The sequence below is a fragment of the Paenibacillus koleovorans NBRC 103111 genome, from assembly GCF_004000845.1.
GTDB lineage: Bacteria > Bacillota > Bacilli > Paenibacillales > NBRC-103111 > Paenibacillus_AA > Paenibacillus_AA koleovorans.
On record NZ_BIMA01000129.1, the window covers coordinates 1 to 19,003 of the forward strand.

Consider the following 19,003-nt stretch of genomic DNA (forward strand, 5'->3'; position numbering starts at 1 on the left):
CTTAAACTTTCTTATATGTCGAAAAAGCCTCTGGACGCCTATGTCCAGAGGCTCGTTGTGTTTGTAGCAAGGATAATCAAGCCGTCGGAGTCGCTTCCGCCTGTGCCAGCGATTCCGACTCGATCAGCGCGTTCACCTGCGCGCGCTTCTCGAGCAGCCAGCTCGCGTCGTGCGGGTACTCGCTGAACGTGATCGGCCGCTCGAGGCCCTCCTCGAGCAAAGCCAGCACCCGCTCGCGGCCGATGAGGCTCTCGAGCTTCTCCAACGCGCGCAAATCCTGCAGCGCTTCATAGAACACCTCGAGCCGGATCGACTCGACCGGCTGGCCGTCCGCGCCAGGGTACACGACGAACGGGTCGCCCGAAGGGAACGCATGCCCCGCATCCGTCACCCGGTACGGGTCGATCGGATACCGCGAGTATTGCGAGTAGTAGAAATTATAGCCCCAATGCAGGAAGCCGGCAATGTTGAACTTGTACAGCTGCAGCGCCAGCACCCGATTGCGGGCGGACGGCATGCAGATGAAGCGGTTCGAGACGTCCTGATGCTGCGCGCAGCAATAGTACGTCCACAAGCCAGGCACCTCATGCTCGAGGAACGGCTCGATATGATTGTTCGCCGGTATCGGCATTTTCACCAAGCCGCGCTCGTAGAAGTCATACTCCGACAGGGCGTCCATGACCGGGAACTCGCCCAGGAACTGCGACAGCCACGAGCTGGCGCTCTCATACGTCGGCAAATGGGGCGTCGTAGGCTCGTCCGACACGTGGAAGTAGCTGCGCTTCTCCAAGCCGTTCTCCTTGATGAAGCCGACCAGCTGCGGCAGGAATTGCGCGAGGAAGTCTTTGTAAGCCACCCCCGTCGCATCCGTGTCCCAGCCGAAGATCCGTTGCTCGGAGCCGTCCACCTGCGCCACAATCTTAGGCGCATGCTTCGCCCCCCATTGCGTGAACAGATGCGAGAACTCGAAATATTGCACGCCGAGACGATCGCACATCTCCACCCAGCGCTTCAACCGATCAAACCCGAAGCTATATACACCCTCGCGCTCCACCGTCACGTCAACCAGTTGAGTGGTCGGACGTTCGCCGCCGATCCGGGTATCGAGAGGCGGGGTGAACAGCGGCGTCAAAATCATATTGATGCCATGCTTCACAGCCGTCGCAATAAAAGACTCCACGATCGTCCAATGCGCCTCGCTGAATACATCCACGCCATAATAGGTGGCGAGGCAATCCGCATGGAACCATTCCGTATGGAGCAGCTTCTGCTCGGGGAGCTCGGCGGTCAGAACCTTCAGGCCGAACGTCTCTTCGCCCAACGGCTCTCCATTATTCGCAGTAAATTGGATCGTAATCGGATAAGTGCCCGGCTTCACGCTGCCGTCCAGCGTCACGGTCACCCACAGCGAGCGCCATTGCCCCGGTATGGCTGTCAATCCGTCCAGCTCGGTAACCGGATACAAGGGATCGGGGTACAAGCCCGGCGCCAGTCGCAGCACATTCTGATCGGCGTCGGAGTAATTCGGCATTTCGCAAGTGACGAGTCCCACGGTCCGCAGCGAGACGCGAGCGGTAAGCCCGGAGACAACGCGGGTGCGGATCAGCTTGAGCAGCGAGTCGGAGCGATAAGCGATTTGGAACGAATACGTTTCATTAGCGAGTGCGGTGCCTTTCAGGAAAGGACGTTCCCCAACTTCCTCGTCGGCGAACACCTTAATCAGCGAGCTGAGGCAAATCGTATCGAATGTAGGTGAGGATGACATAAAAAAAGCCTCCTTAGCAAGAAGATACTCTCATCTTAGCACAACCGATCCGACCGATCCATACAAATTCGAAACGAAACGTTCAGAAATGCAACTGATTCCGCGGAAAAAAGCTTCAGGCATGAAGGTCCGGCTGCAAGCTGGACCAAGGTCGTAATCGCTTTACGGCCTAGGGGCCGTTTCGAGAAAAGAGCCGCCACGGTACGATAAAAGTGTCCTTACTCGGACTAAATCGATCCCCGGAGGATGAGCAAAATGCGCCCCCTCTTCAATCCCAACCCATCAACAACCACCCCGACCATACAAAAAAACGAAGCGATTGCCTCGTCAACTAAAAACGTCTATATCATTTTGACCGAAACCGGAACCTGGTTCAGCGGACTCATCGGCCGGTTCACCGGCGACGCGATGAACCATGCTTCGATCAGCTTCGACCCTTCTCTGAAGGAGGTGTACAGCTTCGGCCGCAAAAACTTGAACAATCCGTTCGACGGCGGACTCGTGAAAGAAAACATGCAGTCGTCGGCTTACCGGAAGTGGAGCTTCGCCATTTACAAATTGGAAGTGAGCGCCGCCGAATACGACCGGATGCAGGCGTTTGTAGCGGACATGATGAAGGAGCAGTCCAAGTACAAGTACAACCTTCTCGGCCTATTCGGCGTGCTTCTGGGCAAACCGTACGCTCCTCAAGACCGCTTCTTCTGCTCCCAGTTCGTCGCCGCCGTTCTCGAGCAAGCGGACCGCATCCTTATGGACAACCATCAAGCGCTCGTCAAACCAGGCGATTTTGCCGCCTCCCCGAAGCTACAGCCACTCTATCAGGGCAAACACGAAGGCTATTTCAACGAGCTTTCCGCTGCGCCGATGGCCTCTACGAATTTTTCCAGAACGGCCAACGCCTTTTGCTGAAGCGGGCTCGAGATCCCGTAAAAAAATCCATGATCCGCGTCCTCGAAGTAGACGACTTCCGAACGGGAGCCGGCGGCGCGAATCGAATCGCTCATGCGATAGACGAGAGGATGGGGGAAATATTTCTCCCGCTCCACGATCAGGAACAGGAAGTCCGGACAACCGGCACGCACGTAACGGTCCGGCGACATCTTCGCGAACACGTCGGTTTCGTCGTCATAGCCAACCCCGGCAACCCGCTCAATGCTCTCTCGAATCAACTCGTTCATGTCGTCCCAGCGCTCCATGGAGCCCGGGCCATTGATCGACACGCAAGCATCCGGCTTGCGCCAGCGGGCCTGGCCCTCCGCCAGCACTACCGGAACATCCAGCTGCCAAGGCTCCATGAGCGCAAGCAGCGAAGCGAGATGCGCGCCCGCCGAGCTGCCGATGACGATAACGCGGTCCACATGATCGCCGGCTTCATCGATGCGCTGAAGAAACCGGCCGTAGCCTTCCATCACATCCTTCAGCTGCTCCTGCCACTTCGCTCCCGGCGCCAGACGATAGCCGACGCTGCCTGCCCAATACCCCCTCAACGAGAAATGCTCCAGATGATGATGAAACTGCTCGCGCGCCCCCAAATTCCAACCGCCGCCATGCACATACAACAAAGCGGTCGTTTGTTTGCGCCCTTCTGCATCCGCTTGCGGGATGGCAATGTCAACCGCCCGTTTGATCATAAGCGGCCGATCCAAGTAAATCATCTCCAGTTGCATACTCCATCCGTCCTCTCCCTACAAAATTTGCGTGTGTCGTCAAACGAAATAGTTAAAGCCCCGGCATTCCTTTGGTGAGGATGCCGAGGCTTGTGGGACTACTCCAGCTTGATCTTGAACTGCAGCAACCCGACCTTGCGCATCGCTTGATAAATAATGACGATGATCGGGCCGAGGAACAGGCCGATGACGCCGAACAGCTCGAAGCCTACATACAGGCCGACGAGCGCCGGCAAAGCCCCGATGCCGACCGCGTCGCCGAGCACCTTGGGCTCGATGATGCGCCGTACGACGGTAATGACGACGAACAAAATAATAAGGCCAACCGCGAGGAACGCATTCCCGGTGATGATGCTGTACAGCGCCCAAGGCACGAGGGCGGAGCCCACGCCCAGAATCGGCAAGATGTCGACGAGGACGACGAGCAGCGAAATCGCCAGCGGGTACTCGACCTTCAAGATGAGCAGCCCGATCATGGCGATGATGTACGTCATCGCGCTAAGGATGACCTGCGCCCGCAAGAAGCCAAATACCGAGCTGCGCAAGCTCTGCAGCACTTCATCGACCTTGCCCTGCGACTTCTCCTCGAACAAGGACAAGAACGACTGCTTGATCCGCGGCATGCCGATGCTGAACAAGTACAGCGCTACGAGAAACACGATGAAGTAAATGACGAACGTCGGTATAAACTTCGCAAATCCGATGAAATAGCCGGAGATGCTCTTCATAATGCCGTTGAGCGAATTGGTCAGCGCCGTGACGCCGGCTTCGATCCCGCTCTGTACTTGCTCGGCCATGTCGCCCGGGAGCGAGTCATAGAACAGCTGCGTCCGCTCGGTCGCATCCTGGAAATACTTACTCGCCTCGGTGAAATAATGCGGCGCCTTATCCCAGAACTCCACGAGCTGCGCCACCATCTGGAGCCCAAGCAGATAGGCCAGCCCGAACAACAGCAGCGTGAACAGCGTGCACACAATGGCGGATGCCGCCGGGCGGTTCAAGCGGAACACTTTCATCATCGGGACGATGACAGGCTCCAGGAACAGGGCGATGACGATGGCGAGCAGAAACGGCGAACCAACCGTAAACAGCCCGTAGAGCGCCAGCAAGCCAAGCCCCATCATAATAATCGTCTTTGCGGACAAGCGTAGTCCTCCTCTTCAGCTTCTCGAATCCCCTCACGTAACAGACGGAACAGGTCCCGCCCCACTCGACAGTTCATCTTGTCTATAGATATGTACGCGCAAAATGCGCAAACGATCCACTTCACCCACTTCAAAAATATATAAACCGGCCGTTACCTTCTTGCCTTTGGCCGGCATCCCCTCCAGCTGCTTGAACAACCAGCCGCCGATCGAGTCGACCTCATCGTCCTCGAGCGAGATGTTGAGCATATCGCTCACTTCCTCCAGCAGCATCCGGCCTTCTACAGAGGTAATGTGCCCCTTCACTTCGATGCTTGGACGGTATTCGTCGAACTCATCGCGCAGATCGCCGACGATCTCTTCGACGATTTCCTCGCTCGTGAGCAAGCCCGCCGTGCCGCCGTACTCGTCGATAACGATGGCGAGCTGCGATTGCCGCTTCTGCATGAGTCGCAGCACTTGGCTAATCTCCATCGACTCGGGCACGGTCAAGATCGGCCGGATGAACGTCTCGAGCTGATGCTCTTCGTTCGGGTCGGCCGTCAGCAAATCCGTTATATGCACGAAGCCGACGATCCGGTCCTTGTCCTGCAGCGCTACGGGGTAGCGGGTATGTTTGGTCGCATACACCGTCTTCATGTTGTCCGCCCACGACTGGTCGACGAACAGGCAGTCCATGTCGATGCGCGGCAGCATCACTTCCCGAGCCATTCGCTCGGAGAACTCGAAAATATTGTCGAACAACGCGAGCTCATCCTTGTCGATGTGACCGCTTTTTGCGCTCTGGTTCATCAGGATGCGGATCTCTTCCTCCGTATGCGCCTCATGCTCCGTCGCCGGCTCGACGCCGACAAGCCGCAGCAACCGGTTGGCGGTGCCGTTCAAGACGACGATCAGCGGAAAAAACAGCTTATAGAACAGCATAAGAGGCATTGACAGCCAGAGCGACGTTTTCTCCGATCGCTGGATGGCCAGCGACTTCGGCGCCAGCTCTCCCAGTACGATATGGAGGAACGTGATGACGGCAAAAGCGACGGCGAACGAAATTGTGTGGCTTAGCACCGCGTCTTCGATACCGATCCGGCCTAGCAGCGGTGTCACGAGCAGCTCCGACACCGCCTCTTCGCCCACCCAACCCAAGCCGAGCGACGCCAGCGTAATGCCAAGCTGGGTGGCGGATAAATAAGCGTCCAGCTTCTTGTTCACCTTAAGCGCGTAGCGGGCACGTTTATTCCCTTCGTTGACGAGCTGGGTCAGGCGAGTCTGCCGCACCTTGACAAGCGCGAACTCCGCCGCGACGAAAAATCCGTTCAACAGTACAAGCAGCAGCACAAGCAGCATATACCAAAAGATAGCGCTCCAGTGAAACACATGCTCTTCCATGGCGGTACTTCCTCTCAGGGGATAGCGGGCCTCCCTCCGATAGCATCCGGCCCAATCGACAAATAACTAGTGACCAGCGGCATCAGCCCACTAAAGCTTGGCGGTGTTTGAAATCGACTTCCTTATAATACATATCCGCCACTAACAGGTTCGGTCCGCAGCAAGCGGCCGTCGGGCAGTGGCAGTTGACCTTCAGGTTAAGCGGATGGCGCATCCACCGTTCGAAGACGCTCTCCAGCGAATCCGTCTTGATGTTGCCGAGCGCGGACAAGTCGGAGAAATCGGTTACGAACACGTCGCCGTTGAACAAATTGACGTTCAGCCGATTGCGGCCGTCCGGATCGTTGCGCACGGTGACGTTCGGCGCTTCGAGCAGCCGCCGGATAATCGCCCGATCCTCCTCGCGCTCGCTGCAGGCGAAGAAAGGCAGCGTGCCGAACAGCATCCACATATCGGGATTGCGAGCGTCGAGCAACCGACCGATCGCCGACCGCGTCTGCTCGAGCGACAGCATCGGCAGCGTGGAGGCGAAAGCGCTCGGATACATCGGATGCACCTCGTGCCGACGACAGCCCATCTCTTCGATCAGCCGATGAATCGCCGGAAGCTTCTCATGCGTCCGATAGTTGATCATCGACTCGGCGCTGACGTACATGCCGCCCTTGCTCAAGGCGACTGTATTCTCGATCATACGCTCGTACAGCTTCGCCGCCGTCTCGCGTCCGACCGGGTGCGCCGTATTGACGAAGCCGACCGCATGGAAATCGTCAACATTCAAATAATTGAACGAGATATGCATGACGTCCAGATACGGAGCCAGCAGCTCATAACGCCCCGGGTCCAGTGTCAAATTCGAGTTGATCTGCGACCGGACGCCACGATCGCGAGCGTACCGAAGCAGCGGCACGATATACTCGCGCACCGTCTTCTCTTGATACGTGGGCTCCCCGCCCGTAATGCTGATCGTCTCCAGCGTCTCGATCTCGTCCAGCCGCCTCAGCATGTCGGAGAGCGGCAGTCGAGCGCCCTCCGTCATCGTCAAGGCATCGCCGACGGCGCAATGCTCGCAGCGCATATTGCACAAATTCGTCATTGTCATCTCTATGCTGGTCAGAACATGACGCCCGTAACGCTGGAGCGAGCGGATCGGATCCCAAGGATCATTCGTCGGGGTCAACAAAGGCAAAGCCCGTTCTTGCTTCCGTGTTGTATGAGAAAGGGATGGTTCCACTTTATAATTCACCTAAATTCCTAGTTTGAAAACATTCGATTGTTTTCATTGTAAACAAAAACCGCCCATCAATCAAACGGATGGACGGCGATAATCATGACGCTCAAGTTTTTGGACAAATCGATTTCATACGGCTGGCTCACCTCTCCGCCGATCGGGTCCTGCAGGACGCGCACAACAGGACGCTGCGAGAACCGGCTGTTCAGGTCCACGACCACACCCGCCTCGCCCGTGCTGAGCTTGACCTGCAGCCCTAGCGGATACAGAGCGACCCGGTCGCGGAACAGCTCCACCTTCATCTTGTCGTACTGCGTGCCGGCCCCCGCGAACAGCTCTTCCATCGCCTGATGCGGCAGCAGGGCAGTGTCGCGATAAACCCGATAGGACGTCATCGCGTCGTAGGAATCCAGGATGCCGATCCACTGCGCATAGCTGTGGACGTTCGAGCCCTTGATGCCGCGCGGATACCCGCTCCCGTCGATCCGCTCGTGATGCTGCAGGGCGCAATGCGCCGACAGAAGCGGGATGTTGGGCTCGTCCTTCAGCATGCGGAAGCCGAGCTCGGGATGACTGCGCATCGCCTGCAGCTCGTTCGAATCGAGTGGGCCTTTCTTGAACAAAATGTCGGTCGGGATACGCGTCTTTCCGATGTCGTGCAGCAGCGCGCCGAGCCCGAGCGTCATCAGCTCGTTCTGATCATACCCTTGCGCCACACCCATAAGCAGCGAGTACAAGCAGACGCTAAGCGAATGCTGGTATAAATAATGATCGGTGATGCTGATCTCCGCCAGCAGGATCATCGCATTCTCATTGTCCTTCAAGTCATCGACGATCATCGAGATAATCTGTTTGAACGCCTTTCCGAAGAACGGCGCGTTGATCGCTTTCCTGGGCATCGCATCGGTCATAAGCCGACGGAACTCCGTGCGGATTTCCTTCATCGCCCTCTGCCGCGTCTCGGCCCGGATCACGTCCGCGATTACGATATCCTCCGTCCGCTTGTCCTCTATGTAGAGAAAGGATACGCCGTGAAGGCCCAGCTTGCGAATGATCGCCTCCGTCAGCTCTACGCGTTCCGCCAGAAGGACGAGTCCTTCCTCATTGTGTATGTTTTTCGCGAGCCGCATGCCTGGCATACAAGCCCCGATCGGAATCAGCCTCATCGATGTCCCGCCATTTCCCATTGCCAATATGTACCTGAAAGTATGCCTTGCCTTAAATGGTATACGAAGGAGCATACGATTGGCAATAAAAAAACGGCGTCGATTCGACACCGTTCCGCAATTTGAGCCAAAAGCATCAGACATTTCCAGACGAGCTTTATTGAAAGCCGCCTAAAGACATATACAGAAGGACTATCCCCGCCAAAGCAAATCGGTAGTAGGCAAAATAAGTAAGCTTCAGCCGCCCGACCAGCTTAATGAATGAAACGACGGCGAGCAGCGCCACGATAAACGATACGACGAAGCCGACCGCGAAAAAGGTCAAATCCGAGGAGCTGAACATCTCATAGCTGCTGAGCATCTCGTAGCCCGAAGCCATGACCATGACCGGAATCGCAATCAAAAACGTGAAATCCGCCGCCGCCGCCCGGCTCGCCCCCGCCAGCATACCCCCCGCTATCGTCGCACCGGAACGGGAAAAGCCCGGCCACAGCGCCAAAATTTGCGCCAGCCCGACGAATAGCGCCTGCCGGTACGTGAATTCGTCGAGATCGTTCGTCGTGATCTTGGACTGCTGCTTTTCCCCGATAATGAGGAAAATCCCTCCGACCACAAGCCCGATCACTACCGTCTCTGGAGAGAATAACAGCTTGATTTGATCCTTCAGTAGAAAAGCGAGCCCCATCGCAGGCACGATTGCAATCGCGATATGAATGAGATTCAACCGTGCGGGCTTCGCGCGAGTCGCCTCGTCCCGATAGCCGAACAACCGCAGCACCCGCCGCCAATAGATCAGCGCGACCGCCAAAATCGCCCCTAGCTGGATGACGATCTCGAACGTCTCCGCCTTGGCGCCTTCAAAGTTCAGCAAATGGCCGGTCAAAATCATATGTCCGGTCGAAGATACCGGTAAAAACTCCGTTAACCCTTCTACGATCCCGATAACAAGCGCAATCCATAAATCCATCGTTAACACCCTCCCCTATCTTGCCAACCAGTTCAACCGCCGGCAGCGGTCCAGCTCCTCGGGCCGTCCCAATTGCGCCCGCAGCACGTCCCGAATAAACTCCGGCAAATAATAAGTCGTGTCCTCGCCCCGGCTGAGCGACATATAGCCGCTGCCGAACGTGAACATATCGATCATACCGACCCGATACCGCCGCTCCAGCTCGAGAGGCACGCCGTTCACAAGAACACTAAGAATACTCGCTCCTGCCTCGCCGTTCGGATCGTATTCAATGGATAGCCCGTCCGTGCCCAGAATTCCCAGCACTTGACCGCGAAAGCCATACCCCTTGATCGCCCGCTCCATATAATCAGGCTGAAGCGATTCCTCCAGCGCTTCGAGCAAATGCCGGCCGTCAAGCATCGTCAGGCATGGATTGATCGGCGACGGGCACATGGCGTGCAGCCGGCCGAGCGTAACGGGCCCTCTCTCAAGACCCGAGAGCAGCTGTCCGGCATTGACGAGACCGATCTCCGCTCCCGTCCAGCGTCGAATCCCGGAGGCCAGCAAGTTCCCGAGCGGAGACTCGCCATACCAATCAACATCCAGCGGGTGTTCCAAGGTGGCGACGACCTGCTCGAGCCGGTCCACACTGCACACCCTGTAACGCTCGATCAAGGAAGCGATGGCCTCATCCGGCTCATACTGTCCCAGAGGCACGGAGTCCCCCTCATCCAGCGTGACGTTCCCCGTTTCAAAATCATAGGATACCGTCAGCTCGCCGATAAAGCGGCCATGACTGCCGGTCGCGGCCAGCCACACGCTTCCTTCGCGCTCGGGCTGCTCCATCAGATGATGGCTATGCCCGCCGAGAATCAGATCGATGCCTTCAGTCTCCCGTGCCATCCGCTGATCCATCATCAAACCTAAGTGCGACATGACGATGACCAGCTGCGCCCCGGCAAGGCGAAGCTTGATTGCCTCCTCGCGCACCGCTTGAAGCGGCTCTGTTGCCGTCCAGCCGAGCAAGGCGTAGAAGCTCGCATAGAAAGCCGTCACCCCGATCAAGCCGACCTTCAAATTCCCTCGCTGCAGCAAGACCGAGGAAGAGAGCCAATCCGGCTGCCGCCCTATATCGCTATCCAGTAAATTCGTACCCAGTATGCGAAACTGGGCATGCTTGCGATACGTATCGGCTATCGTGGCCTTCGGAAAAGTCAACCCCTCGTTATTGCCCAGCACGACCGCATCGTAGCCGGTGGCGTTCAGCACGGCGACGTTCGCCTCGCCCATGCTGCCCTCCGTCTCCACGCGCATACGATCCATATGATCGCCGATATCAAGCAGCAGCAATTGCTCCTCGCCCCACTTCGCTCTAGCCCGCCGGACGGCCGTTGCGATCCGGGGCATCTGCTCGAAGCTGCTATGTAAGTCGTTCGTGTGCACGATGTGCAGCTGTTGCGATTGTCCCGGCATGATCCTGCCCCTTTCTCACGGTTCTCCAGCTATTGATTCGGTCCTCGGCCTGCAAAATCCTGCCTCTTGTCCGCCGAATCGAACAGTACTCATTGTATGCGGCTTGAACAGCGTTATGTAGCGGGATTGACAAGCATCGCTCAGCATTAGTAGGATGATTCTAAAATACGAGCTTCCCAGGAGTGGAACCCTATGAAATTGACGATCTTGCTTTTCGCCGGATTGGCAGAAAAAATCGGCTCAAGCCGTATAGAATGGCATACGGAAGATGCTCGCGAGCGGATGACCGTCGGCGAGCTGAAGCTCGCGTTATGCGCGAGGTTCCCCGCCGCCGCAGATTCCGTTCACGCATCGTTCGCCGCCGTGAACCGCAGCTACGCGGCGGACGAAGCCGAAGTGACGGAGGCGGACGAGCTCGCCCTCATCCCGCCGGTTTCCGGCGGGGAGCCGACGCCCGAGGAAGTCGAGGCGCAGCGGTTCGAAGACCGGTTCCGGCTGACGTACGAGCCTCTCTCCGTGGAGGAGGTATGCCGGCAAGTCAGCGATCCGAAATACGGAGCCGTGCTCGCCTTCGTCGGCTCCACGCGCGAGTATACGCACGGCAAACGAACGATTCTGCTCGAGTATGAAGCGTACGAGCCGATGGCGCTGGAGACGCTGCGGCAGATCGGACGCGAAATAAGCGCCCGATGGACAGGCGCCGTCTGTGCGATCTCGCATCGGCTCGGCTCCGTGCCGGCCGGCGAGATCAGCGTCGTGATCGCGGTAGCATCTCCCCATCGGGATGAATGCTACGATGCGAGCCGCTATGCAATTGAGCGATTGAAGGTAATCGTGCCGATCTGGAAAAAGGAAGTATGGGAAGACGGCTCGGAGTGGAAGGGCCATCAGACGGGTCCGTGGAATCCGATGGGGATGGGCTGACCGCCAAGCTTCCCTCACGGACCTATTGCTTGATCCGCCGCGCCTCCAGGAACGTGTTCTGCCAATATTCCTTGTTGATGTTCGTAATCTGCACCCCGTTCTCCGGCTCCGGCGAGCTGTGCAGCATCTCATTGTGACCAATGTACAGCCCTACATGGCCGACTGTATGATCGGTCCGGAACCGGCCAGGCACGTAGAAGAACAATAGGTCGCCCGGCTTCAGGTTTTTGCGGCTGACTCCCGTCCCGAGCTTCGCCTGGGCTCTAGCCGTCCGAGGCAAGTCGACGCCTTGTTTGCCGAACAAGTGCTGCATGAACGAGGAGCAGTCGAAGAAACCCGACTGCGAGTACGGACCCGTACCGAACTTATACTTGACGCCCAAGTAGCGCTTGCCGTAGGTCTCCATCTGTTCGGCGTTGATGCCGCCTCCGACCGCTTGAGCGCGCATCCGGTTCGGTGCGGGAGCCGGTGCAGGCGCCGGAACAGGCCCCGGTGGAAGCTCTTCGGCGAAGCTGAGATCGCTACCCGCTTGTCCTTCCTGCGGAGGAGCCGAGATCAAGCTTTTATCCACCTTAGGAGTCGTGGGCTGCACGGTCACTTCATTCTCATTGCTGCGGAACATCATCTCGGAGCCGAACAATTCTCCAAGGGATTGCACCGGAATGTACATCGCATCCTTATTATAGATCGGCGCTATTGACAGCTGAAGCGGCTGATCTTCCTTTACGGCCTGGGTGCTGTCATTCTTCAGTTCTACCTCTGGCGCATTCACGCCAAGCTTCATCGTACCGGAGTCCGCATCCCAGAACGTTCGGTACTCCAGCACGTCGGCCAGAAGTTGGGCGGCCACATAATCTTTGCCGTCGATCTTGGTGACGGGAATACGCACATCCTCGTTTTTCGGGACGACGTTCAGGATGTGCATCCCATCCTTGCCGCTCTTCCCTTCGACGCCGGATCCCCCCGGAATTTTCATTTTCCCCGCGCAGCCCGAAGCGGTCAGAAGCCCTACCGACAACGCCGCCACGATCCCGAACCGCAAAACCTTACTACTGCCACAATCCGCCATGTGCTTGCCACCTTTCTTCTTCTCATCCATCAGATAGAATGCGGCTCCCGGAACGGAATTATGCGAGAAAAATCGACTATCCTTTATTATCTTGTTTCTGGATCAAATGCCAAAATCGTCCCTCGAATTGCATCTGCACTTGCACATGCGGGCGAAGCTGCTCCCGGCTGATGGCAAGCGGCTTCGTCCCGTTGTCGGTCAACCGCTTCCAGAGCTTGTTGTTCTGTCGGAACAGCTGATGCTCCAGTTGGAACAGATCCGTATTCCGCTCCACCGCCCTGGTCATCGTCGCCTCGATTTCCTTCGTAATCAAGCTTTCCGTCAACTTAGATAGCTCCTCCTCCGACAACTGCTCTTTCAGCTCCACCAGATTCGCTCGGATCCGCATCAGAAAATGAAAAACCGGCTCCTCGTTCTCGACATCGACTTGAATCCGACTGGTATGGCGAACGAGCTTTACCGTCCCGATCGTCGTCGTCCCCTTCATGAGGATCATCGGGCTTTCGTCGAATTTTTGCTCAAACCAACGAACGCCAGCCGCTTGTTTCTCCGAGAACCAAACCGGCTTCTCCCCGATCCGAACGGCGTACAGACCGTCAATCGACATCTTCGGGTCAGGTTTGTCATTCATCAGCCAGGTGTCCTCCGACATATGTAGAGAGGGAATGCGTGCGGTTTGACCCGGCTCCTTCGCCGACTTCACCAAATCTACGTAGCGGATGGGCCGTATATATGAGCGTTGGGCGTACAGATCGTGGGGACTATGTAATAAGGTGCGAATCGCCGACTGGTTGAAGAAAGAGTTGACGCCCAGCAGCTCGGGGATATCCATTTTCGTCGAGAATACCCAGCATGTGTATCGGACCGAGCGAAAGCGAAAGAGCCCGTCCAACAGCTGATCGATCCCCTGCTCCATAGCCCGTTCGGTCAGCAAAATAGAGTTTACATGATCCCAATCGGTCTGCTGCTGAGAAGAGCGGTATAAGTTGTTCAACGCATGGATGACGGTTTTGCCTTCGGCCATGCCTATCCAAGTCTGAGCCGGGGCAACGGGTTTGCCAGATGCTTGCTTCGCAATGGAAGAGAAGTCGAGCAGCTGGACATATACTTTGTACTCGTTATCCACGAAATCGAATCCGATGGAGGCGATGTAATTGCGGTTTACGATTTCCTTGAGGTCCCAGCATCCCGGTAGCATGGCCAGCAAGAGAACCGCCATAGTGGCGTGCATTAGCATTCGCTTGCTCCACAATGCTCTCACCGCCCTTCCTAAGATTTGTCGCCATGCGTCTTAAGCAATTTCAGCCGTTTCTTGTTTTTCGTCTGCGCGATCAAGCTCCAGCTTTGTCGGATGTCGTGGAACCCTGCAGGCGAGAACGGTGCGAGATACGGGACACCAAACGAATGCAGACGGGCCATATACAGGACGATCGAGAAAAAGGCCATGAACATGCCGAACATGCCCAGAAACGAGGACCATACCAAGACATAGAGACGAAGCAGGCTGACCGTACCCGCCAAGTTCTGATTGACGAGCAGGAACGAGGAGACGACGGATATGGAGCTGGCTACCAGCATGGTCGGCGAAGTCAGACCGGCATCGATCGCCGTCTCTCCTATGATCAATCCCCCTACTACAGCTACTGTTTGCCCGACCGCTTTCGGCAGGCGGACGCCGGCTTCACGGAATATTTCGAACAGGCCGATGAGCAGAATCGCTTCCAGTGGCGCAGGGAGCGGGAGACCGATGCGGGAGACGGTGATCGTCGTGAGCAGCGTGAACGGCAGCTGATTCATATTGAACGCGGACAAAGCGACCCAGAACCCGGGGAGCAAAACCGCCAGGAATAAGCCTACGCTGCGGATAATCCGTTCGAACAGTACGTAATACGGAGGAAAATAAGCATCCTCCGGCGATTTCAAGACGGATTCCAGATTTGCCGGCGCCAGCAGCGCCAATGGAGTTCCGTCGATCAGGAAAATAAGGCGGCCCCGTTCCAACCCCAGCACGACATGATCGGGCCGTCCGATATAGTCGATGAGCGGAAACAGACTGAACGCTCTACCCGTCAAATATTCCTCCAGCTGCTGCGTGTTCGCGAGCACTTCCGTGTTTATGCCGTTCAGCTTCGCCCGGCTTTCCTCCACCCACTCCATATTGACTACATCTTTCAAGTAAAGGAGCGATACCGCCGTTTTGCTGCGCGAACCGATCACGAACCGCTCGTGGGCAAGTGTCAAAGAAGGCAGCCGTTTGCGGACCAGCGCCACATTGATGATGATGTCCTCGGTGAAGCCGTCCCGCGGGCCTTTGATCGACACCTCCGAGGCTGACTCCTCGGTTTGCCGTTGGGGGACTTTGCGGGATTCCAGCGCATAGGCGCACTTCGATTCGGGGAGTACGATCAGCAGGTTGCCTCTCATCACCACGTCGACCAGCATCTCCAAGCTCGTCTCTTCGTCGAACGGGTTGTAGCTCAGCTCCATGTCGGTAACCTCAGGCCTCTCCTCGCCCTGCTGCAGCTCCGGCGCCTGGTGCAGCAGCATATGTTGGAAGTGATGCAGCAACGCCTCGTTGATCTCCTTCGCATCCGCTAACCCTTCGACATAGGCGATGAAGGCGGTTTGTATGCCGACTTCCGTTCGCATCCGTTTCTTGGACAGCTTCAAATCGTGACAATCCGAGAACACTTGCTCCAACCGCTCGTAATCGAGTTCCTTCAGGGTAGTTTGCAGAACAGCGCTATCGACTGACGGCTCCGTCATGACGGTGCCCTCCTTCCTTTCCGATTCATCCGGACCGCCAATCCTCCCAGCACCAGCGACAGGGAGAACATGAGGATCAGATAGCCCGGGAACAAATAATTGTATAGCATCGCGTCGAACATCATGTCGCTTTTCGGGATGATCACCACGAGCATCATCACTACCGATACAGCTAGCAGCGCAATATTTTTGCCGACGACCGATTTTACTTTCAATAGCTCGATCATGAGATAAAGGCCCAACGAGATGCGAATGAATGCGCCGGACAACCATTGGAAGATGGAGAAGAAGTCCATATGCTCGATATAGCTTCCGATGCGGGCGAGCTTCCATTGCTCGAAGGCCGGGTAGCGTTGAATGCTCGCTTCAACGGCTCCGAAGGCGGAGATCGACCCGGAGATCGGCCCAGTCGTAATCCACGTAATCATCATCAGCAATAGAAACACGTGCAAATAGCGAATCGGCTTCTTCACATGGTGTTGGATGAACAACAGCATCAGCAGCTCCGCGTAGCCAACTCCGGCATAGACCGCTCCCTTCCAGACCGGCGCATACCCATCTACGAACAACGGAAACAGCAGGGTGTAATCTTTGAATTGGAAGTTGACCGCCATGACGAATATCCCCAACAGCGCCACGAAGGGAAAAAAAAGCCCGGCGCAGATCGCGATCGTCTCGATCCCTCCTTGTGCGGCGAAGTAGCAGAGCGGGAGAATGGCGATCGTGATAATGAACTGCGGCGTTTCCAGCAAGTAGCTGGAGTCCGTCCAGCGTACCGTATCCTCGTACGTCGAGAAGACGACGGCGAATTGGCCGAGCAGGATGATGGCCAGGATGATCCAGGCCCCTGCCTTGCCGCAGGCTTGCACGAGCCAGTCTTTCAGGTGATAGCCTTTTGCGGACTTCAGAATGTAATAGAGAAGCGGCGACCAGATCAGCGCGAGCCCCATCCCGATCAGTACGCTGATCCAGGAATCGCGGCCGGAGGAATGCAGAATGAACGGCAGGACGAGTACGTGGTTGTTCAGCCCGACCGACATGATCCAGGTAAACGCCAGCGGGAGGATGCCGATACCGGTTTGTTTGTTCACTCCCTCGCCTCCTCGTCTGAAAATGGGCCGATCCGCGTTATTTTTTGCCAAAAGGGGCGGTCTTATTCCTGTATTGGTTGTGATTGGGAAGATCATTCTGTTCCTTCTTTCGTTCATGGCGTTACGTTTTTTCTGAAAAAACGCCCCTAGAACGATCCATGATCCTCCCATTCCGTCGCATTCCCGCAACCAGCTCTACCCGCTCGAGGCGTAGAGCATTCCCGAGCAGCGTGGCGCCTGTACCCTTGCTCCCTAGTCCGAAAAAAGAGGCTGTCGATTAACTGTGGATAATTATCACCTCTAAGGTGCACGAAATAAAAAATAGCCGAAATCGGTTAAAAACGGCTATAATTACGATATAATCCCCATATTTCTCCCGAATACTCCTGAATTCATGGTATAATAAGAATATACTTGTTTTCAGGAGGGCTTCCGGTATGTACACCCGTGTTCGCTATAAATCGTTTGATCAACTTTCGTTTATTGACCTGTTGGTTTATTCCAAGCTTCCTCCTCACCCCTTCTGGAGCTATCTGGAACCTAAAGTTGATTTTACTTTTGCCGACCGGTTGTGCGCGGTTCTGTATTCAGGCCGGGGACAACGTCCTTATCCTCCATCCCTCAAACTTAAGGTGCATCTCCTTCAGGCCTACGAAAATCTCTCGTACCGCGGGACGGAACTGCACATTGTCGGTGACTTGTTTTTTAAGCGCTTCTCCGGTGTTCCCGTTGATTTCATCGGCTTCGATCATAGTACGATTGGAAAGGACCGTGCTCGGCTGGGTCCCGCTATGTTCCAAGCTTGCCATCTGTACATTCTGGCTCAATTGTACAGCTTAGGTCTGTGGGGCGATCGAAACGAGCAATGGATTATCGACTCATTTCCGTGCCAGATTGGCGTTGTTATGGTGGGGGCCTACCGCCTGATCCAGCAGGCGATGCTTCGGATTCTTCAGCAGTTGAAGCGAAGCTATCCGAGTTTATATCAATTGACTACGAAGTCTCTCGAACTGGAATCGGTTACGCGTCGATTATCCGCCCAGTCTACAGACAAGGATCAAATGCTGGCCTTTAGCAAGCTGGCGGCGGAGGCCTACGCTCTCTTAAATTGGTTTGACCACGAAGACATCGTGCCCCTGATGCAGAGCTGGAAGAATCCAAAGGCCAGGCAGAAATCACTGGAGCTGCAAGCCTTGTTGGAACAAATTCTCATCGAAACCTGCAGACCGGTTGATCCCGATTCGCAGCCCGATCTCGACGAAGGTTCAGAAGTGGCGCACGGCTCTCCGGAGCCTCCTTCCTTGGAGGCTTCCTCTTCCCACTCACCCGAACCCGAGGCCGCTTCGCATCCCGATCCCGACGAAGGTTCAGAAGGTGTGCACAGCTCTTTGGAGCCTCCTTCCTTGGAGTCTCCATTCTCCCATTCACCCGAACCCGAGGCTTCGCACCCTATTGATGCTATAGCGTATGAAAAGATTCCGCGTAAGGATCGTCCTGCACATCGGATTATTAGCGCTCACGCCCCTGAGGCCCGACTAGGTGCCAAAAGTCGCTTTGTGATGACCAAAGGATTTAAGGTGCAAAACCTGTGCTCGACTCGTTCCGTCATTTTAGATACACGCGTCATCCCGGCCAGTGAGCCCGATCGAGTAGCTATGGTGGATATGGTTCGCGGGATCCAATCCTTCTTTCACGTTACGCCTCGAACGTTGTTGGGCGATACTGCGTACGGCTACGGGAAGGAACGATTGGCATTGGCAGCCCTAGGTATTGAGGTTGTAGCCCCTGTAGCGACACGAAATCCAACCGGATTATATGACATCAGTCGCTTCACGTACAATCGCGAAAAGAATGTGTACACCTGCCCGAACGGCAAAGAAACCGTTCGATTCTATGACAAACCTCAGATAGAAGGATTCCAATTTGAGTTTTCTAAGAAAGATTGCCAAGAATGCCCTCTTAAAATGGAGTGTACGACGAGCAAGGATGGGAAGAGGGTGTTTCACAGCTATTACTATGACACTTACGAAGCGGCAAAAGCCTACAACGCAAGTGACGAGGGCAAGGCAGCCCATAAGCTACGGTATTTGGTGGAACGCAAAAACAAGGAACTGAAGAATGATTGCGGGCTTGGCCGGTCGCATTCCCGGGAACGGGATACGATTCAGATCAAGTCGACCGTTTCAGCAATCGTCGTCAACTTGAAACTCATGGTTCGGCAATTAATTGCTCCGAGGCCTGGGTTTAATCGCCGTGCCAAACAGGCTTAACCCAAACGAAATGGATGCCTCCCCACGACCGCGCATGGACCACAATCTTACAAAAATACCCTTCCGCACACAAAATCCACCCCCAATTATCCATTTAGTTCCATAAA

The 19,003-nt window shown here is 55.9% G+C and carries 15 protein-coding genes; 3 read left to right on the forward strand and 12 right to left on the reverse strand.

The window, feature by feature from the left end:
- Window positions 1-76: 76 nt before the first annotated feature.
- A complete protein-coding gene (locus PKO02S_RS27520) occupies window positions 77-1,765 on the reverse strand; it encodes a DUF4091 domain-containing protein (RefSeq protein WP_127588240.1) in 1,689 nt (562 codons plus the stop codon).
- Window positions 1,766-2,011: 246 nt separating this feature from the next.
- Between PKO02S_RS27520 and PKO02S_RS27525 the strand changes: the two genes are divergently transcribed.
- The gene (locus PKO02S_RS27525; RefSeq protein ID WP_127588241.1) at window positions 2,012-2,674 is read left to right on the forward strand and encodes a hypothetical protein; all 663 of its coding nucleotides are present in this window, start codon (window positions 2,012-2,014) and stop codon (window positions 2,672-2,674) included.
- On the opposite strand, the gene PKO02S_RS27530 is transcribed toward PKO02S_RS27525, so the two are convergent.
- The 7 genes from PKO02S_RS27530 to PKO02S_RS27560 form a co-directional block, all read right to left on the reverse strand.
- Window positions 2,602-3,432: an alpha/beta hydrolase gene (locus PKO02S_RS27530; RefSeq protein WP_127588242.1), complete on the reverse strand. Its 831-nt coding sequence runs from the start codon at window positions 3,430-3,432 to the stop codon at window positions 2,602-2,604. The two genes, PKO02S_RS27525 and PKO02S_RS27530, sit on opposite strands and share 73 nt — an antisense overlap.
- A 98-nt stretch (window positions 3,433-3,530) precedes the next feature.
- A complete protein-coding gene (gene ytvI / locus PKO02S_RS27535; protein ID WP_127588243.1) occupies window positions 3,531-4,577 on the reverse strand; it encodes a sporulation integral membrane protein YtvI in 1,047 nt (348 codons plus the stop codon).
- A 33-nt stretch (window positions 4,578-4,610) separates the two neighbouring features.
- Window positions 4,611-5,960, reverse strand: coding sequence for a hemolysin family protein (locus PKO02S_RS27540; protein WP_127588244.1), 1,350 nt, complete (start codon window positions 5,958-5,960; stop codon window positions 4,611-4,613).
- An 82-nt stretch (window positions 5,961-6,042) separates the two neighbouring features.
- On the reverse strand, window positions 6,043-7,191 hold the full coding sequence (gene yfkAB / locus PKO02S_RS27545) for a radical SAM/CxCxxxxC motif protein YfkAB (RefSeq protein ID WP_127588245.1): 1,149 nt from the start codon (window positions 7,189-7,191) through the stop codon (window positions 6,043-6,045).
- Between the two features lie 68 nt (window positions 7,192-7,259).
- Window positions 7,260-8,354 carry an HD-GYP domain-containing protein gene (locus PKO02S_RS27550; RefSeq protein ID WP_127588246.1) on the reverse strand — a complete coding sequence of 365 codons (1,095 nt, stop codon included), beginning with the start codon at window positions 8,352-8,354 and terminating at the stop codon, window positions 7,260-7,262.
- Window positions 8,355-8,511: 157 nt separating this feature from the next.
- Entirely contained in the window at window positions 8,512-9,321 is an 810-nt protein-coding gene (locus PKO02S_RS27555) for an undecaprenyl-diphosphate phosphatase (protein ID WP_127588247.1), read from the reverse strand.
- Window positions 9,322-9,336: 15 nt separating this feature from the next.
- Entirely contained in the window at window positions 9,337-10,776 is a 1,440-nt protein-coding gene (locus PKO02S_RS27560; RefSeq protein ID WP_127588248.1) for a bifunctional metallophosphatase/5'-nucleotidase, read from the reverse strand.
- Between the two features lie 192 nt (window positions 10,777-10,968).
- Between PKO02S_RS27560 and PKO02S_RS27565 the strand changes: the two genes are divergently transcribed.
- On the forward strand, window positions 10,969-11,700 hold the full coding sequence (locus PKO02S_RS27565) for a molybdenum cofactor biosynthesis protein (protein WP_127588249.1): 732 nt from the start codon (window positions 10,969-10,971) through the stop codon (window positions 11,698-11,700).
- Window positions 11,701-11,722: 22 nt separating this feature from the next.
- Here PKO02S_RS27565 and PKO02S_RS27570 read toward each other — a convergent pair whose 3' ends face one another.
- The 4 genes from PKO02S_RS27570 to PKO02S_RS27585 all read right to left on the reverse strand — a co-directional run bounded on the left by PKO02S_RS27570 (window position 11,723) and on the right by PKO02S_RS27585 (window position 16,626).
- On the reverse strand, window positions 11,723-12,769 hold the full coding sequence (locus tag PKO02S_RS27570) for a C40 family peptidase (RefSeq protein WP_164821723.1): 1,047 nt from the start codon (window positions 12,767-12,769) through the stop codon (window positions 11,723-11,725).
- A gap of 76 nt (window positions 12,770-12,845) precedes the next feature.
- Window positions 12,846-14,000 (reverse strand): Ger(x)C family spore germination protein, encoded by a 1,155-nt coding sequence (locus PKO02S_RS27575; RefSeq protein ID WP_164821724.1) that lies wholly within the window; start codon window positions 13,998-14,000, stop codon window positions 12,846-12,848.
- A 38-nt stretch (window positions 14,001-14,038) separates the two neighbouring features.
- Entirely contained in the window at window positions 14,039-15,535 is a 1,497-nt protein-coding gene (locus PKO02S_RS27580) for a spore germination protein (protein WP_127588252.1), read from the reverse strand.
- A complete protein-coding gene (locus PKO02S_RS27585; RefSeq protein ID WP_164821725.1) occupies window positions 15,532-16,626 on the reverse strand; it encodes a GerAB/ArcD/ProY family transporter in 1,095 nt (364 codons plus the stop codon). The genes PKO02S_RS27580 and PKO02S_RS27585 overlap by 4 nt, the downstream gene beginning before the upstream one ends.
- Before the next feature lie 437 nt (window positions 16,627-17,063).
- On the opposite strand from PKO02S_RS27585, the gene PKO02S_RS27590 reads away from it, so the two are divergent.
- On the forward strand, window positions 17,064-18,896 hold the full coding sequence (locus PKO02S_RS27590) for a transposase (protein ID WP_127588254.1): 1,833 nt from the start codon (window positions 17,064-17,066) through the stop codon (window positions 18,894-18,896).
- Window positions 18,897-19,003 lie beyond the last annotated feature (107 nt).